This is a genomic window from Lactiplantibacillus herbarum (genome assembly GCF_001039045.1).
Taxonomy (GTDB): Bacteria; Bacillota; Bacilli; order Lactobacillales; family Lactobacillaceae; genus Lactiplantibacillus; species Lactiplantibacillus herbarum.
Genome location: NZ_LFEE01000036.1, coordinates 1 through 17383 on the forward strand (window position 1 = coordinate 1; position 17383 = coordinate 17383).

The 17383-nt window shown below is 43.8% G+C and carries 14 protein-coding genes; all 14 read right to left on the reverse strand.

What is annotated here, in order from left to right:
- Positions 1 to 34: 34 nt before the first annotated feature.
- On the reverse strand, positions 35 to 2959 hold the full coding sequence (locus tag ACG95_RS10595; RefSeq protein WP_053072771.1) for a YhgE/Pip domain-containing protein: 2925 nt from the start codon (positions 2957 to 2959) through the stop codon (positions 35 to 37).
- A 25-nt stretch (positions 2960 to 2984) separates the two neighbouring features.
- On the reverse strand, positions 2985 to 3590 hold the full coding sequence (locus ACG95_RS10600; protein WP_237756495.1) for a TetR/AcrR family transcriptional regulator: 606 nt from the start codon (positions 3588 to 3590) through the stop codon (positions 2985 to 2987).
- Between the two features lie 49 nt (positions 3591 to 3639).
- Entirely contained in the window at positions 3640 to 3969 is a 330-nt protein-coding gene (locus tag ACG95_RS10605; protein WP_048000485.1) for an ArsR/SmtB family transcription factor, read from the reverse strand.
- A gap of 664 nt (positions 3970 to 4633) precedes the next feature.
- Positions 4634 to 5575 (reverse strand): DNA/RNA non-specific endonuclease, encoded by a 942-nt coding sequence (locus tag ACG95_RS10615; protein ID WP_048000487.1) that lies wholly within the window; start codon positions 5573 to 5575, stop codon positions 4634 to 4636.
- A 76-nt stretch (positions 5576 to 5651) separates the two neighbouring features.
- A complete protein-coding gene (locus ACG95_RS10620; protein ID WP_048000488.1) occupies positions 5652 to 6197 on the reverse strand; it encodes a GNAT family N-acetyltransferase in 546 nt (181 codons plus the stop codon).
- Between the two features lie 82 nt (positions 6198 to 6279).
- The gene (locus ACG95_RS10625; protein ID WP_082137352.1) at positions 6280 to 7788 is read right to left on the reverse strand and encodes an MFS transporter; all 1509 of its coding nucleotides are present in this window, start codon (positions 7786 to 7788) and stop codon (positions 6280 to 6282) included.
- Positions 7789 to 7968: 180 nt separating this feature from the next.
- Positions 7969 to 8286, reverse strand: coding sequence for a bacteriocin immunity family protein (locus ACG95_RS10630; RefSeq protein WP_048000489.1), 318 nt, complete (start codon positions 8284 to 8286; stop codon positions 7969 to 7971).
- Positions 8287 to 8487: 201 nt separating this feature from the next.
- A complete protein-coding gene (locus ACG95_RS14025) occupies positions 8488 to 9315 on the reverse strand; it encodes a phosphotransferase (RefSeq protein ID WP_053072773.1) in 828 nt (275 codons plus the stop codon).
- A 490-nt stretch (positions 9316 to 9805) separates the two neighbouring features.
- Positions 9806 to 10999 carry a CPBP family intramembrane glutamic endopeptidase gene (locus tag ACG95_RS10640; RefSeq protein ID WP_048000490.1) on the reverse strand — a complete coding sequence of 398 codons (1194 nt, stop codon included), beginning with the start codon at positions 10997 to 10999 and terminating at the stop codon, positions 9806 to 9808.
- 84 nt (positions 11000 to 11083) lie between these two features.
- Positions 11084 to 12706: an ABC-F family ATP-binding cassette domain-containing protein gene (locus ACG95_RS10645; RefSeq protein WP_048000491.1), complete on the reverse strand. Its 1623-nt coding sequence runs from the start codon at positions 12704 to 12706 to the stop codon at positions 11084 to 11086.
- 166 nt (positions 12707 to 12872) lie between these two features.
- Positions 12873 to 13664, reverse strand: coding sequence for a Cof-type HAD-IIB family hydrolase (locus ACG95_RS10650; protein WP_048000492.1), 792 nt, complete (start codon positions 13662 to 13664; stop codon positions 12873 to 12875).
- Positions 13665 to 13882: 218 nt separating this feature from the next.
- Positions 13883 to 15712, reverse strand: a complete 1830-nt coding sequence (locus ACG95_RS10655) for a DUF2207 domain-containing protein (protein ID WP_048000493.1) — start codon at positions 15710 to 15712, stop codon at positions 13883 to 13885.
- A gap of 459 nt (positions 15713 to 16171) precedes the next feature.
- Entirely contained in the window at positions 16172 to 16567 is a 396-nt protein-coding gene (locus ACG95_RS10660) for a hypothetical protein (protein WP_048000494.1), read from the reverse strand.
- Positions 16568 to 16746: 179 nt separating this feature from the next.
- Positions 16747 to 17106, reverse strand: coding sequence for a hypothetical protein (locus ACG95_RS10665; RefSeq protein ID WP_048000495.1), 360 nt, complete (start codon positions 17104 to 17106; stop codon positions 16747 to 16749).
- Positions 17107 to 17383: the final 277 nt, after the last annotated feature.

Below are 17383 nucleotides of genomic sequence, written 5' to 3' on the forward strand. Positions count from 1 at the left end.
AACTCCATCAACAGCCGTTGACAAAGAGCCCTAATTATTTGCCCGCCTTCATCTGAATTTCAGCTTCTGCAGGAACTTGTAAATCATGTTTCTTCAAGAAGACCATTGCTGCCCATAGAAGTACTAAGGAGACAATCGCGATACCCGTTAAGACTGCGATCGATGACCAGAAAATTCCTGAACCCCAGCCACCGGTTAAGGATTGCCGGAATGCTTGAATCGAGTACGTTAATGGTAAGAATGGGTGGATGGCATTGAAGAACTTGTTCGTGATTTCCATTGGGAAGGTCCCACCAGAACCACCAAGTTGTAACATCAAAATGACCATCGCAATGAATCGACCCGGATTATCAAACAGCATTGATAGGAACATGACGAGGAACATCGACGCCAGTCCAATCATAATCGCTGTTAAGTAGTAACCTGAGACACTGATTGGTTTCAAGCCTGCAACCAACATAACCGTTGCTTCAATGACTGCCATCGCGATTGCGACTGGGCCACCGACAGCAACTTTACTCATGAACCATGACGTTGGCGTACCATCGTCATCCGCAATCCGCCGAATTGGGTAGGCGAAGTTGAAGACAATTGCCCCAACGTATAAAGCTAATGATAAGACGTATGGTGCCAGTGCGTGACCGTAGTTAGGCACATGGGTGTAATCCGTGTATGACGTCTTAGTTGGTGCTGCCATCATGCTAGCATTGGCATTCTTAAGTGGTGTGGCCTTAATCGTGTCAGCACCACTTTGGAGTGACGTTGCTAACGTCTTGTTACCATCTTTGATCTGCTTGTTACCTGAAATAAGTTTAGCAGAGTTGTTATCTAATTGGGTGGCACCATCAGCTAGTTGTTGAACACCACTAGTCAATTGACCGGTACTACCTTGTAACGTTTGCAAGCCAGTGTTTAATTGACCGGCACCAGTATCAAGTTTTTGAACACCGGATACTAGCGTTGGAACACTGCTATTCAAGGTTGTTAAACCACCGCTAACTTGTTGAGAACCATTAAAGAGTTGCGAGACGCCAGATACCAGAGTTGGGACTTGTGTATTCAAGTTTGCGTTACCACTTGCAACTTGACTAGCACCACTCTTTAATTCAGCAGATTTGCCTACTAATTCTTGTCCCCCAGCATTTAGTTTAGTTGAACCAGCACTTATTTCGGCTGATTTACTTGCTAATTCAGCAGTTCCAGATGTTAACTGTCCTAATTGAGTTTGAATAGATGGTACTTTACTATTAAGCGTCGTGATTCCTTGGTTTAATGGAGTAGCTACTTGAGTATTTAAAGCACCTGCGCTTGTTGATAAATCCTGCACCCCAGAGCTAAAGACCGCTAAGTATCCATTATTTTTATTTATACCATCAACCAAATCATTTACGCCAGTTGTCAATCCTTTGAATTGCTTACCCATCTGTGTTGATTTACTACCCAATCCTGTTAATCCTTGGAGAGTAGTATTTAACTGGGTCATATCAGCTGTCAATTCTTTTGCAGCTGCCACATTATTAGCATTACTACTTGATTTCACACTTGATAAACTAGTTTTTAATGCTGATACTTGTGCGTCACTTAAATTCTGACTTTCTTTAAGTGCATCAATTTTTTGATTAATTTGTTGTGTGATTTCACTACTGTCATCAGTATTGGAACTAGCTAGTATTTGTGCCTGTTTCTGCATATCAGTTAGTACTGGTGTTAAAGCAGATATACTTTGCCCCATTTGTATAGGCATGTTATCAATTGCTTCTTGCATAGCAGCCATTCCGTCTTGTAATTGTTTCATGCTGGCAGCGTTATTACCAGTTTTATCATGCAGCTTATTCATGTTCTCTGCCAAACTCTTGCTTCCATCCTCCATTGATTGTAATGAAGACACAATTATGTTAGATGCGTTAGTCATTGTCTTGGCTTGAGTTTGCAGATCAGTCCCCATACTGGACATTGGTTGAACACGGCTATTAAGCTTCTGTGCGCCGTCTGCAATTTGTGAAACATACCCAGTATATTGCTTTGTTTTTGAGGTTAATACATAAACACCATCAGTATATTTTACAACACCTGTTGAGACTTGTTTTGACCCACTAGCCAGTTTTGAAACACCACTAGCCAATTCACCAGTCTTGCCGTTCAACTGATTTAGACCAGTTGTGACCTTTTGTGATCCAGTTGCTAGTTTAGAAACACCACTAGCCAACGTTCCAGTACTACCATTCAACTGATCCAATCCAGTTGCAAGCGCACTACCACCGTTTGCCAGCTTAGCAATTCCAGCTGGCAACTGCTTCACACTAGTATTTAACTCAGTCGTGCCGTCTTTCAACGTATGCACACCGGTCGTATAGGTCTTCAAGCCATCTTGCAACGTTACCCCACCATTTTTAAGCTTGGTAGCGCCATCCGCAGCTTCTTGATAACCATCGCCGGCTGTCCGAACCTGTTTGAACATTGCTAGTGCATAAGCCTTAGTGACTTCTGCGCGAATGTTCTTGTTAACTTGAGCCACACCGGTATCGGTAATAACCTTTGCGATGTAGTTCAATGATTCGTTGGTTTCGTAATGCAAATCCATTTTCTTAGGATTAGCCTTCGTCACCGTCGTTGCATTCGCAGAAAAATTGCTTGGAATCGTGACAACGGTATAATATTTGCGATCCTTCAAACCTTGTTTAGCCTGCTTAGCTGAAACAAAGTTCCAATCCAGATCATTATTTTTCTTTAAATTGGTAACCAATTGCTTACCAACTGCGAACTTTTCGCCTTGATAAGTAACTGACTTATCATGATTAACTACCGCTACTGGTAAGTTTTTCGTATCCCCATACGGATCCCACACCGACTTCAAGAAGAAGATGCTGTATAAAAACGGGATCAAAATCATGACTGAAACTGAAATCCATAGTATTTTGCTATGACGAATTGACCGCCATTCGTCGCGTATCATTTTCACAACCTGAAACCTTCCTTCAAAAAAATTAAACTGTGTGTTGCTCTAGTGAAAACACCGTTGCAAGCGTCGACTGAATCATGGCCTGCGTGTTGGCCGCCTGACCATCAAGATGGCCGTTATTCAACCACTGAACAATGCTAGTGACGACACCACTGACTAGGTAAGCCGTGAGTTCAGGCTGACGAGACTGACGGATCATCTCGAAGACTTGATCATCCGCACCATCTTGTGCCACCGTCACAAAACAAGCATTAATTACTTGCTGTGAACGATTGTTGTCACCCTCAGTATTTGTCACTAGTAAATGACGTAGAATCTGCATGTGGGTCCCGATAAAACGGGCCATAATAACTGATCCCACGACATCCGTATGCTCCGCAATCAATAATTCATCCAACGCGTGCATTACCATTTGATTGAGCAAATCAAATTTGTCGGTATAATACCGGTAAAAACTACTGCGATGTATAAAAGCTTCCGTACAGATTTGTTCAACCGTAATTTGCGAGATTGAACGCTGCTCCAATAATTGGTACATCGCCCGCTGTAAATCCAGCTCCGTACGAATCGAAATTGCCACCACCCCATTTTCAATAATTCTTATATTCGAATAGAAGAATATAGTTGCCATAAAAACACCGCTACATCCCCATGCAACGTGCCTTTACTTTCTATCATTACTAGTGTAAGTATGGCTTTAATTCCAAGTCTGCCTTGAGTGTATGAATCAGATTCTCAACCTGAGTCAACGGCGCATCAAAGGTCACCCGGTAATAATTACGGGTTCCCTTGTGTTCTACCGCCACAAAATGCCGTTCCTTCAACGTCTTCAATTGATGGGAAACAGCCGGTTGTGAGATGTGCATCCGTTCAGTCAGCTCACCCACGGTCAGTCCTTGGGCGTGCTTAGTCAACTCAATCATAATCTGTTGACGGCGCTCATCAGCTAACACTTCAAAAATCGGAATTGTTTCACGAAACTTTTGCAATGCTTCTTCACTACTAACCATGTCGGCAACCTCCTTACATTCTTTCATTCTAATGTTCGAATATTTGAATGAATCAATCATAATTCATTTTAGGATCGTTTGCAACACGCAATCATGCTTTGTTTACTAATAAGACACATTGCCGGTTTTGTCTTATTGGCTGAAGCTTATGTTGGGGCTACTTTGGCAGGTTTGGTGTGTCTGAGATTGATAGCCGAAACGTGGGCCACAAGGCAGTTTGTTCCGCTTAACCAGAAATCAGCGACCATTCCCAAAACCGGAATAATCGCTGATTTCCCGTTAATGCTCACAAACTACCCGCCTTGTGGCCCACTCTTTGAACAAAAAAAACGTCCAACCACGCAGTTGGACGTCTCAAGGGTAATTAGTACTAGTAATCAAAAAAACTCACTAGCAACAGCGTGGTTGGGAGCCGACGCTATTGTATGGAAAATCACAGGTGTTTGGGAAGGCCCTATGATTAGGACACCGTGTTACTTGTTAATGACACCGAGCAACGTTGTCATTAACGGCGGTTAAGCAACTCGATAATTACAGTATAGCCGCTCTTGATGACTTTACTAGCGTTAGTTAACTGCTTTTGTCGTGGAATAGGACACTTTTGCTAAGGTGTTGTACATTAATATCCACCTAGACCAATCTAGCAATCCATGCACTCCAACTTTTACCGCGTTGCCTTCTTAACGTATTTATAACCGTATTTAACGAGTTCTCGTTCGACCTGCTTACTAGTTGTTGGCTGTTCAGTACTGCTAGTAGCACGCGTATTAGCACTACTATTGACCTTATCCGCACCAGCCACTTGCAGACTGCTATCCGCCTTGCCACGGCCGGTTGCATAGTCGAAACTAACCCCCGGTTCTACATTCCAAATATAGACGTTAAAGTTAACACTGCCATCCGTCGAAATTGCTTGGGACCAGTAACCCCGTGGCATCAATTCATTACCACGAAAGACGGTCGTCACTCGATAAATGACTTTCTTACCCTGTTCCATGGCTGTTCGAACTTGATCTTCATAGATCTGCATCGTCTTCTGATTAGAGTAAGCAGTCTGAGTCGCGAGGTTCTTCGGATTATCCAAACTACCATCTTCACCGGAACGGTACTGACCCGTATTCGTTAAGTTGAACGATAACGTATAGGCAATCAGATGACCACGGTTCTGAGGATAAACGCGCTTACCATTGACCGTCACTGGTTGATTATGCCAGCCAGTCGGACTCCAGTTCTGAGCAGTTCGCCCAGCTGATTTTCCCAAATTATCCTTGCTTAAATAGGCTGTATCGGTCGTCGTCCGGTTCAATTGATCCAGATTACCATAGTCAATCTTGGAATTTTTCCACTGGCTAGCTGCCAACGTACTCTTACCACTATTGACCTTGATGGCCGCCGCACTCCCTGATTGGTACGTCATCTTTGATAACTGTTGATACGTTTGTTGTTCGTTGCCACTGGTTTTGACATTGCCAGTAGTCGCTGTCGAACTGCTACTATTACTACTAGCCGTTGAATTTGTGCCTGATGTCAGCGCACTACATCCACTCAGTAACAGACTCAACCCCATTAGACCCGCTATGCCAACGCGTCGAATTAACTTTGCCATAATATCTCTTCCACCCCATCTTTTTTAAGTACAGCTTTATCATACCGTACTTTCACGAGGGGAACAAATGTTTTGTTTAGTGTTTTTGTGCTAGCCAGTCCGACCGTAAAATACCGTATTTCACTGAATCATAATATCGTCCTTGCCAGTAACGAACTTGTGGAATTCGAGCTTCCTGTTGTAGACCAATTGCACTTGCCAGGTGCATCATCCGTTTATTACCCGACCATGTGGTTAAACCAATGTGTGGCAGATCCGTGCCGTCTTTAAATAGATCATCGATCCACTGAGTCAAAGCCTTGCGCCCAATGTGTTCACCCCAATGCTGCTGATCATAGATGATAATCCCCACTTCTAGCCAACGCTGTAAGTCACCATCTACAAAATGCCGATTGACACTACCCACGATTTCATCATCGCGTGCGATAACCCAATTACGTGGTTGGATCAACCAATCACGCGGGCCAATAATCGTTTCAAAGTCAGTCTGGGTTGGTAACTGGTCATGAAAATAAGGCCCGTTCCACTTTGTCCACTCGGCATTAGCATCGCTAAATCCGCGCTGCCATAACGTGGTTAATTCATCCGGTCGAACTGGCCGAATTGTAATTGTCGCTGTCATTAACTCGCTTCCTTCCTATGTACTTAAACATTAGCATAGTAAAAAAACATCCCGGTCGCAACCAGAATGTCCACTAACTCATTTAATTTAAATTATGGTGCACTCCCCACAACCACCAGTGCTGATGTGTATGTGGTTTAGGTGTACAAAAGCCCCAAATATTTACCGCTAGTCCCAGCAGCAACAGTGCCATTGCTAAACCCACAATGTGGTGTAAGCCGCTGTATAAGATTACCCGCATCGTTGGTAACAAGTGTGCTGGTAGTTGTTTAGCACTGGTCGCATCACTCAGTTTATTCAACATGTTCATCGTCACTTGCCCACCAGATTGGCGCACGCCAGTCGTCAACGCGTGGTTGAGCACAATACTGTAGATGGCTGCCATAAACGTCTGACCGAGCATCCGCACGAGCAAACTAAACGACGTTGCAATCGGCACATCTTCATGCCGAGCTTGCTGCTGTACGCTGACTTGTAACACCGTAAAACAAATCCCGATACCACAACCTTGAAAGGCACTCGCCAGCAACAGAAGACCGTAATTAGTCTGTTGCCCGGCAATCACTAAAGTTCCACACGCAATGAGCATGACAACGAACCCCATCATGACAACCGTTCGCGTAGACCAACGCCGTTCAAGATTACCACTCCACTGCGCACCCAAGAAGTTCGTAATGGAGCCTGGAATCTGAGTTACACCACCAATTACCGCGGTTGTTCCGAGTAATCCCTGCGCCCACATTGGAACATAGACGTTGAAGCCGACGAAAAAGCCGTAAATCAAGAAAAACATTACGAACGATGCTAAGAGATAGCGATTTTTAAACAGGCGTAGTGGAATAATTGGATCACTGGCACGTCGCTCTACCAACACTAGGCCAGCTAACAGCCCAGCAGCTAGCACTAAGATGAGGCCAACTGCGAGTGGGGTTAGTTTACCAATCATTTCAATCCCAACTAGTAAGCTGACAAGCCCGCCACTCAATAGCATGGCTCCCAGGTAATCCACGCGCTTAGTCGTTGCCTGTACGGCTGGTGCCCGGTACAGCCACTGAATAATCGCAATTGAGGCTAGTCCAATTGGCACATTGATGTAGAACACCCAGTGCCAACCGAAGTTATCCACAATAAACCCACCAACTAGCGGCCCGATAATGGCTGCCGTACTGAAACTAGCCGTGACATACCCGAACACTTTGCCACGTTTAATCGGGTCCTGATAGATCTCCGCATAGATAATGTATGGAATAGCGGTCATACCACCACTCCCGATTCCCATCACTGCACGCGCAATAATCAGGAAAACAATATTAGGTGCGAGCCCTTCCAACAACGCCCCCACAACAAAGATGGTCGTCGCAATTTGGTACGCCCACTTATTACCGATTCGTTCCCCAAACTTACTCCATAGCGGCGTGGTCACAGCCCCGCCCAGTAAGAAAACTGCCACGATCCAGCCCATTAATTGCAGACCATGGAGATCACTGATAATTGCGGGTAGCGCGGTACTAATAATCGTACTGTCCAACCCATTCATGGCGTTTGAGAGCAGTAACGCAATCGTTACAACCATGATAACTTTCTTCGACACCGTCATTCCTCCAAATTATGTAAAAAGTAATTCTATAATAATTCCTAACTTCTAGATTACACTAGTTTTCTGAAGGATACTACGATATTTTCTGAAACAGCAGCCTTAACTAACTTTCCGTAGACTAAAAATGGCTATGCCAAATTTCAGCATCGCCATCCCTGTTCGTAATTGGTTTGTTTAATTCAAGTAACTGCTCTGAAATCCCACTGCTGCACGGTTGGTCCCGATTGGTGCAATCTTATTCATAATCGCATCTAACTCATGGTATAGCGCCTGCGCTGCAGGTGTTAACCCATTGCTCATGGCTTCTTGTTGTAGGCTAGCCATCGTTGTATTAACGACAGCTACCACGTACCGTTTCTTTTCCAGGTCCGTCTTAGCCATCAAGCCGATTTTACGTTCACGCGCTGTCGTATCTGGATCAAGTACGAAGTCGTACAACTTACTTAGAATATCCTGATCCGTAATTTTAGACCCCTTTTGCTTTTTAAACATTGCTGGTTCCCCCATTAGGTCGGTTCTTTACAGATAAACCGACCACCCCGATTTACAAAAATGTTCATCAATATAATCGAACTTAATTGATGCCAGAATTATAGCGCAACTGGTGAGCGAATACTACGAAATTTGAGTGAAAAACAACTATTGCTTAAAATAGCCCACCGCCTGATCTCATGCTTATCCCCAAACAAAAACCTAGCTTTCCGCCATAGTCATCGCTACCATCATTTCCCCAATTGCTTCAAAGTGATCATCTGGAATCTGCTGAACATAGGTAAAGACACCGAGACAACATTGAAATAGTAACCAATGTTTGGCAAGCATTGGCAATGGTTGCGCCATATGATAACCACTTAAAAATGCCTGAATCAATTCAGAATTACCTTCAAGATCTTCACAAAAGAACTTCAAAAAGTCCTCCGTTGCGTAACCACGGCGTGCACGCTCAAAATCAATCAACACAATTTGACCGTCATGTAACCGAAAATTACGAGTCCCCACGTCTCCATGTAAAGTTACGACTGGTTGCTGGGAAAACATTGCAGTTATCGTGGTCCACTGAGTCTCAAAGTACTGAAGTAAAGCTTGTAACGTTTCATCATGTCGACTAGGCCGCAACCGTTCAACTCGTGCCACAGTCCCCGCAAAATCTAAGGAAGGCAGGTTGTTATCACCTATCTCCAACTTAACTGTTCGATGAAATTGACTGACTACCGTCCCGATTCGTTCCACTATGGCTGGCGTCAACACTTCTGGTAGCGGTGAAAGTTGCCAATCACGCATCACTAAGACCCACTCTTCACTGGGTAATTGCCAACTTGTTAGCACGCGTGAATCCAACTGTTGATTAACTGCTCGTTCAGTTGTGAATTTACCTTCACGGTTAGATGCAAACACCTTCACGAACACCATTGTCTGATACTGTTGACTATAACCCGTGAACATTTGGTTAAATGAAACGTGCGCGATCGGCTGCAATTCAGCTTGCAACGCAAGTTCTAATGATTCCTGAAGTGTTGTCATACCCTAGTCCTCCTTTGACCACAGCAAAATAAACACGATTACAGTCGGCATCCACCACCAATGTAATCGTTTACTTAAATAACTAACAAAAAAGGCCGGTAACCAACCCGCCCTTTACTTGATCTGCAAACCCCAAGCTTGCATATATATGTGCCTCGTCATGGACCCAGCCATCCCGAGAGGTAACTTGCCTGCCAATCATTGTAATCTAATCAAACTACTCGCAAAAGTAGCTCAATCCGACTCCCAACCATGAATCATCTGACAAAGCGTATGTAATAAACGTATTCACATCTCTGTTTATAGTATAACGAGTCAGCATTGCAGTTAGATAACGATAAGATTACAAGAATGTTACAAACAAGCCCAACTGGTCCTGAAAGTTCGCTTTTATTTCAAAATCACCAACTATTAATTGTTATTATATGACAAAACTTATTGTTTTACCGAACAAATTCAAATTTAGAATCTAGCTTGTCTGTTTCTGTACTCACTTCAGTAATTGATCATCCACGTTGCGTTGCATCACTTGACGCCGTTTCCCGGTTGAGAAGTATATGGTTAGCGCTACGAAGACAATTACAATAGCCCCAATCGTCTGCCATTCAAACGCATCTGGTTTGACCATCGTCTGGCTACCGGATGCCATCATACTCAGAATATCAATGGCCGCATGGATAACCATCACCCCTATGATACTCCCTGAATACAGGTAAACCGTCGCTAAGAACCAGCCGAGCGTCATGGCAAAAATCATCTGTTCCAGCGTTGCCGACCACGGCTGTTCCATTACATTCATAATGTGCCACAGACCGAACAAGGCCCCGCTGATCCAGATAGCCCAGTCGATCTGATGTGGCCGTTGCTTGAACGCCACTAACAGTAACGTTAACACGGCGAACCGATACAGCCACTCCTCAGCAATTCCTGGTTCTAGTCCATTCAGAAACATCTTCCAAGTCGCTGACTGTAAGTGGAAGTCCCACGAAGTAAAAGTAGTTGCCCAAGAACCACCCACGCTGAACGCATTCCACAAACTGAACAGGCCACCGATGATGAGCAGTAACCCAATCAATGCGGGACGGGCATGTCGGCTAAATCGCCACGTTGGTCCCGCAATTCGCCACGTTCGCATCAAGACGTAGACCGTCATCACAAATCCAATCGCCCCTAATACAGCAGCATCACTGACCATTTTAAAAACCGCAGGCGCCTTCAGAATCGGCAAAGCCAGTAAGGTTACCTGAGCACCAACTACCCCACTGAAGATAGCCGTTATCAGCATCACAATTCGGCCAATCAGCGACCCAATCGGTGCCACAACCACGTAAGCAACTGGAACGAACATGACGATCGAATAAGTCATCCCAACTGCAATCAGCCCCTGCTGATCCAGACCAGCGTATTGGCTAAGTAGAGCAATCAGATTAGCTAATAGAACTGGCAAAACGGCGAATTGCAATATTGTTTGAACATAGTAGTTGACGTGTCGTAAATGCCACCACTGTTCATCTTCGGCTAAAGGCCACCACGCGAATAGTCCCCAAATCAGTAACATCATACCCACTGTCGGAAAATAGACTCCACCGGCCGTGATGAATAAGCGGACAAACGCCGCCATACCTAGCACAATTAATTGACCACCGTACCAACGCCGTAATAGTTGTTCTATCTCTGGTGTCATCAAAAAATCCCCCAATCTCATATGAATTAATCATACCAGATTGGAGGATAATGACGCTAAATTTAGTTTAAACCGTCAGTGATTTTAGTATAGATCTTTGACGCGGCCCTGAATTGCTTCATGTGCCAGGTATTCATCGTAAGTCGTGTCGCCACGATCGACAGCACCCTTAGAGCTAACTTCAACAATGTGGTCAGCGATCGTCTGAATAAATTCGTGATCATGTGACGTAAAGATAAGTGCACCCGTAAAGTCAATCAAGCTATCATTCAATGACGTGATTGATTCCAAGTCCAAGTGGTTGGTAGGATCATCTAATAATAAGACGTTAGCTCGGCTAAGCATCATCTTAGATAACATCCCACGAACTTTTTCGCCCCCAGATAAGACGTTAACTTGACGTTCAACGTCTTGCCCTGAGAACAACATCTTCCCTAAGAAGCCACGTAAGAAGGTGTTATCACTTTCTTCTTTAGAAGCAAACTGACGTAACCAATCAATAATTGGTAACTCGCTACCCGCATATTCTTCATTAATATCCTTAGGTAAGTAAGTCCGCGTCGTGGTTTGTCCCCATTCAACTGTCCCACTATCTGGTTCCATTGAGCCAGCGATAATCTGCATTAAAGTGGTCGTTGCTAAGTCATTACGACTGATCAAAGCCGTTTTTTCGTTTGGTCGTAAAGTGAAACTGATGTTATCCAGAATCTTAACACCTTCGATAGTCTTCGAGACGTTTTCAACCTTCAATAAATCATTTCCAAGTTCACGATCCGGCGTGAATTTGATGAATGGGTATTTACGTGATGATGGTTTGATATCATCCAACGTAATCTTTTCTAATTGTTTCTTACGTGAAGTGGCCTGCTTCGACTTCGAAGCGTTGGCACTAAAACGAGCCACGAACTCTTGTAATTCCTTGATTTGATCGGCTTTTTTAGCGTTCACGTTAGATTGTAACTTAGCAGCTAACTGGCTTGATTCCATCCAGAAGTCGTAGTTACCAACGAATAAGGTGATCTTACCAAAGTCCACGTCACACATATGCGTACATACTTGGTTCAAGAAATGACGGTCATGGGAAACAACAATGACGGTATTCTGGTAACCTGCCAGGAAGTCCTCTAACCAACTGATTGATTGAACATCTAGTCCGTTGGTAGGTTCGTCTAATAGTAAGACGTCAGGGTTACCAAACAAGGCTTGTCCGAGTAAAACTTTCACCTTTTGAGGTTCAGTTAATTCCCCCATCTTCATGTGTTGCATTGATTCATCGATACCTAAGTCTTGTAACAATTGATCCGCTTCAGATTCTGCGTTCCAACCGTCCATTTCGGCAAATTCGCCTTCTAATTCGGCTGCACGTAAACCATCTTCATCACTAAAATCAGCTTTAGCATATAAAGCATCCTTTTCAGACATGATTTCATACAACTTGGCATGACCACGAATAACGGTTGCCAACACTTCTTCATCGTCGAAGGCAAAGTGATCTTGGTTCAAGCTAGACATCCGCTCGTTAGGACCCATTGACACATTCCCAGAAGTTGGCTGGAGTTTACCTTCCAAAATCTTTAAGAAAGTTGATTTACCGGCCCCATTAGCGCCAATAACACCGTAGCAGTTTCCCGGCGTGAACTTTAAATTGACATCCTCATAGAGCTTGCGATCTGAAAACTGCATACTAATATTATTTACGGTGAGCATTGCCATACCTCTTCTTTTTTGATTTGCGTTTGTCCGATAGAAAAGAGGTTAGAATTCAAGATTCCAGCCTCTCAAGTCGTTAACTATATAATTAAATAGTAGCATGTTTGCGTTCAGTTTGGCAATCAAAACTAGTCACTAATTTTCAGAAAGTTAATGGCTACTTTCATAAAACGTATTTTTCAATGTACTCTAGCACGCCATTAGCCGTATTAGGCCCCGTCACCGTCGTCGCATTTGCCTGCACGTTTGCTGGTGCATTTTCCATTGCAACGGCCGTTTGCGCGTAGTGAAACATTTCAAGATCATTCGTGCCGTCACCAAACACCAACATCTCATCTGCTTGAATGCCTAACCGTTGTCCCAACTGCTTCAATGCGCGTCCCTTATGCATTCCAGGTTGAATCAAATCCAAGCTGCCCTGTCCACCAGAAGCTGGTACTGCAATGTCGGCCAACTTAGGGGTCAACTCGTACACCAACTGATCCGTAATGGTTGGTGGGCAGATCACATCGAATTTGACGACCGGATCAGTAACATCGTACAAGTCCGCACAGGTTGCTAATTCATAGTAGTAATCGCGCATATTTGCAACAAAATCGGGGTCGGCGTTCTTCAATACGTGCACGGTCCGCGTCCCACACAGTGCGACCTGTAACTCTGGATAAGGCGCTAACGCGTCCAAAATGCGTTCAGTTGCCGCAACACTGAAAGTCGTTGCATCCAGCCCCGTAGTTTTGTGCCATAACTCAGCACCGTTACCACCAATCATCCACATATCGGGATAATCAGTAAAGAAATCCGCTAATTCAAGGGCCTGATGACCACTCGCAATTACGAATTGAACCCCTTGCTGTTGTAATGCGGCGTAATCTTTATTGAAACGTGCGTGATCATATTCACCGTGATTGTCTAAGAAAGTGCCGTCCATGTCCGTTGCAATTAATTTTATCGTCATTAATAACCATCCATTCTATGTAAGCCTTTACTATACCTAGATTACTGGTTTTCACCCGATAGTACAAGGGGGGCTTACTAAAATTAAGCTCAGCTGATCAATTAATCAATCACACTACTAATCTGGGTCAATGTTTGGCATAAAAAAGAGGCTATGACTTATGTCACAACCTCAAAGTTACTATACTTATATTCAACCCTATTTTGTAATAGTGCCGGTTAAAATGCCCCACCACCGGAGCCGCCACCAAAACCACCTGAGCTACCGCCAGAAAAGCCACCTGAACCACCGGCTGGTGAACTGGCACTTCCAGAAGCACTCAACGCGCCATCAAAACTGTTGCTGAGGGTGCTAGACAAATCAAAGTTCACCCCACCACCGGCATAGAATAGTGGGTAGTAGACCAACATTCCGGTAGCCAGTGCTGTCGTTCCAAAGTCAATGGCTAACTGGGCCGTCACTTGTTTGGTCAAGCCAAACGCTGCGGCATATGGCAGGAGCTGTTCCCACAGAATTAAATCGCCCACTTCCGCCGTATTGAAGTGCCCAATATCCTTCATCATCCGCCGTAAGCCATCGATTTGATTGATCAGTTCTAAACCTTCATCGGTATTAATCGCAATTCGCCGACGTTGAATCATCCAACCGCCCCAAAAGGCTAACGCGGCAATTACCGCAGCCACCCCCATGACGATCATGGTACCAATATTGATTACTAGTCCGACACCCGTTGCAAGTGCCCCGACCATCGTCACAGTCATCGCAGACGTCAACCAGCGACTACGAATAAGATAGTTCGGCTCATCCTCATAAACGGCCACGTCTTGATCAACCTCATTTTGCCATGCACTGAACCACTTGCCCATGCGACCGCTCTTATCACGTTCACCGAACTTCTTCAGTTGCCCTAATGACAACTGATCATCCACCGCAATCTGCTTAAAACAATTGGCAAGAAATGAATTCGTCACGGGTTTTAACTGTGTTAATTTAACGTCTGGTCGACGACCACCCGCCACTGGTTCGATCTTCAGTTCTTGATTAGCCGCTGCTCTTAAAATTTCGGCTGTCAGAGCATCCGTATTTGGCGAACGGTGCGCCCATAATGACTCCGCCACAGCTGGCGTTACTGCTGGCACCTCAAAGAAGTGGTTGAGCGGAATTGGCCGCTGATGGCGATTAACACGCTGCCGTGCAAGCCACCAACCGTAACCAATAATCACTAGTCCCCAAGCAGCCACAATCGTTCCAAATAGAATCCGTCGCAGCATGGTATTGCGACGACGCTTCTGGTTAGCAGTCTTCGCCAACGCCGCCTCTTGTTTTTGAACCGCTGCTTTACGTTTATCAGAACTGGTCCGCGTATTAGCGGCCGTGACACTCGTTGGAAACAGCAGGTGACTTTCAACAAATTGATTAGCTGGATTATGGCTTACCGTCATCGTGCCCCGACCAGCTGCCTTATCAACCTTAGTCTGCCCACTTAATGGTCCGTGCGTCCAAGCTTGTAACGTTGACACATTTTTTGCTGGTAGCTGCATGACAATTTTAACGTTGTCGAGAGCGACATCCCAGCCAGTTCCAATCACTTTCCAATTCAATTCCGCGGTATCGGCATAGTTGGTCACGATCCCTTTGAGCTGATAGTGATAAACAACCCGTAACTGGTCGTCCTCTTCAACGGTCCGGTACAGCTTAACGCGCATCTCACTGTCATTCTGCGTTAACTGGTACGTATTGTTAGCGCCACTAGTTGCAGCACTCGCCGTCATCGTTTTGCCGTTATTCAAGCGGGTCGTCACATTTTGAAATTGGGCGCCCTGAATGCCCTTCAGATCCTGAACGTTAAATACACCGTGATAATCATCATCAAACTGATACGTCACTGCCTGCGTCACATTGGCACTACCGTCCTTTTGAATATCAACATTGACCTGATAATTCGTGATGTCGTAATCGGCTGACGCGTGTAACGGTTGGTCGTACCACCACAGTAGCCCCATTAACAAGCCCAGCATACTCAACCAACCTAAAACTCGTTTGCGCATGGTCACCCCTCCATTTTTGTTAGCTAACCTAAGTTTAGCACACCGACTAGTCCCAACTAGTCGTAAATGATTATGCCATAACCTATTTGTTTGTTCGCTGGATAAGTATTATTCATCAAGTCTCCTGTATTGAGACCTATCTTCAAAGCATATCTCGTTTCATAATAAAATAAGCAAGTTTCACATCATAACTAATACTTTCAAAAAATCCCGTAAAAGTAATGAGTTTAACCCGATATAAAAACCAGCTGACACCCGCGCCCCATTGTTGACGTTGAGTATCAGCTGTTCTAGTTTTTTGCTTAATTACGCTTTTGCTTTATTTGTTGAGTTCCGCTTGCCTAGTATATAGCTCCAATATCCTACTCCTAAAGTGACAGCCAATAGCAGTAGTCCAATCAAGACTATAACTAATATGATAATATTCTCTCCATTCTAAATAGCTAGGTTCAGAAAAAACTAAACACCCAAACTCTCTTTCACTTTAGCCAGTAAGTCTATTAAGTCAGCACTTTTAGGATTTCTTTTAGCGCGTTTATTTATTTCATGGGCTAAATATTTATAAAATGTTGGAAAATCCAAGTAAACAAAGTCATCTTTTCCCGTAAACGAAATTGAATAATCTTGCTCTATTAAAACGTGCTTGTTATCTAACATTCGCAGTTTTTCATCAGAATCCTCATCACCATCATTGTCATAATAAAACCAGATATAGATGTATTCATGAGAATATCCTCTTTTTTCGGCGAAACTATTTAGCACTTTTCTGAGATACTTACCATGTGTCTCAGAAATAAATCTGTTCATCACCCATTCAGTTTCTTTCTCATCCATTTCATGAAAATCTTCTGCCATGACTTTTCCTCCAATTAATACTCAGTCAACTCAGCGCTTCCGCCACAAAACAAGTCGTTGTAAAAATAAAACTCCCCAATTTCACAATATAACCCTGCTCCTAGTTTCTTCAACTTAATCTATCAGCACTTACTCGTTTAATATTTTATAAATTGCCTTACACGATAAATATCAGAACTTTATTCAATCCCATCTTCTCTATTAAACTCAACCATGTCATTAATAGCGAATTTCAACCAATCCCACAAATCATTAAATTCTCCGCGTTGCTCCCAACCTGCACTAGCAAAGTCATGGATCAATTGAACTTTTTTCCCTTTACCAATCTCAAAACAAGCTATATCGTCACTGGAATCTTTTCTGGCGAACGGAACTAATCTTCTGTCTGGATATCTTTCTTTTAAATCATAATATCTCCTAGTAGCCTGATCAGACTCAATTAAATACCATGTATCAAAATCTACTAAATTTAATTCTATTAACTTATCATAAGACTGGGGATACACATATACATTGCCATCTATATAATATTTACTCATATTAGACTTCCATTTCTTTTACTTCATTTTTTCTAAGTTAAACAATCCCATCATGAGCATGGTTTCCAGTCTCAGCGTCTTTACCAGCGGGACTCGTATACGATCATTATAACCAATCAAATCAGTTATAATGGCCCTCAGACGCTTCCTAATACCCGTATTACAGCCAAGAGCTTCTATATGTAAAACTAAAGCAGCTAATCTCACCAATAAAATCAGCGATTAACTGCTTCAGTCGTTATTCTTCTACTTTGAGCGATGCTTCCCTGATACTCGT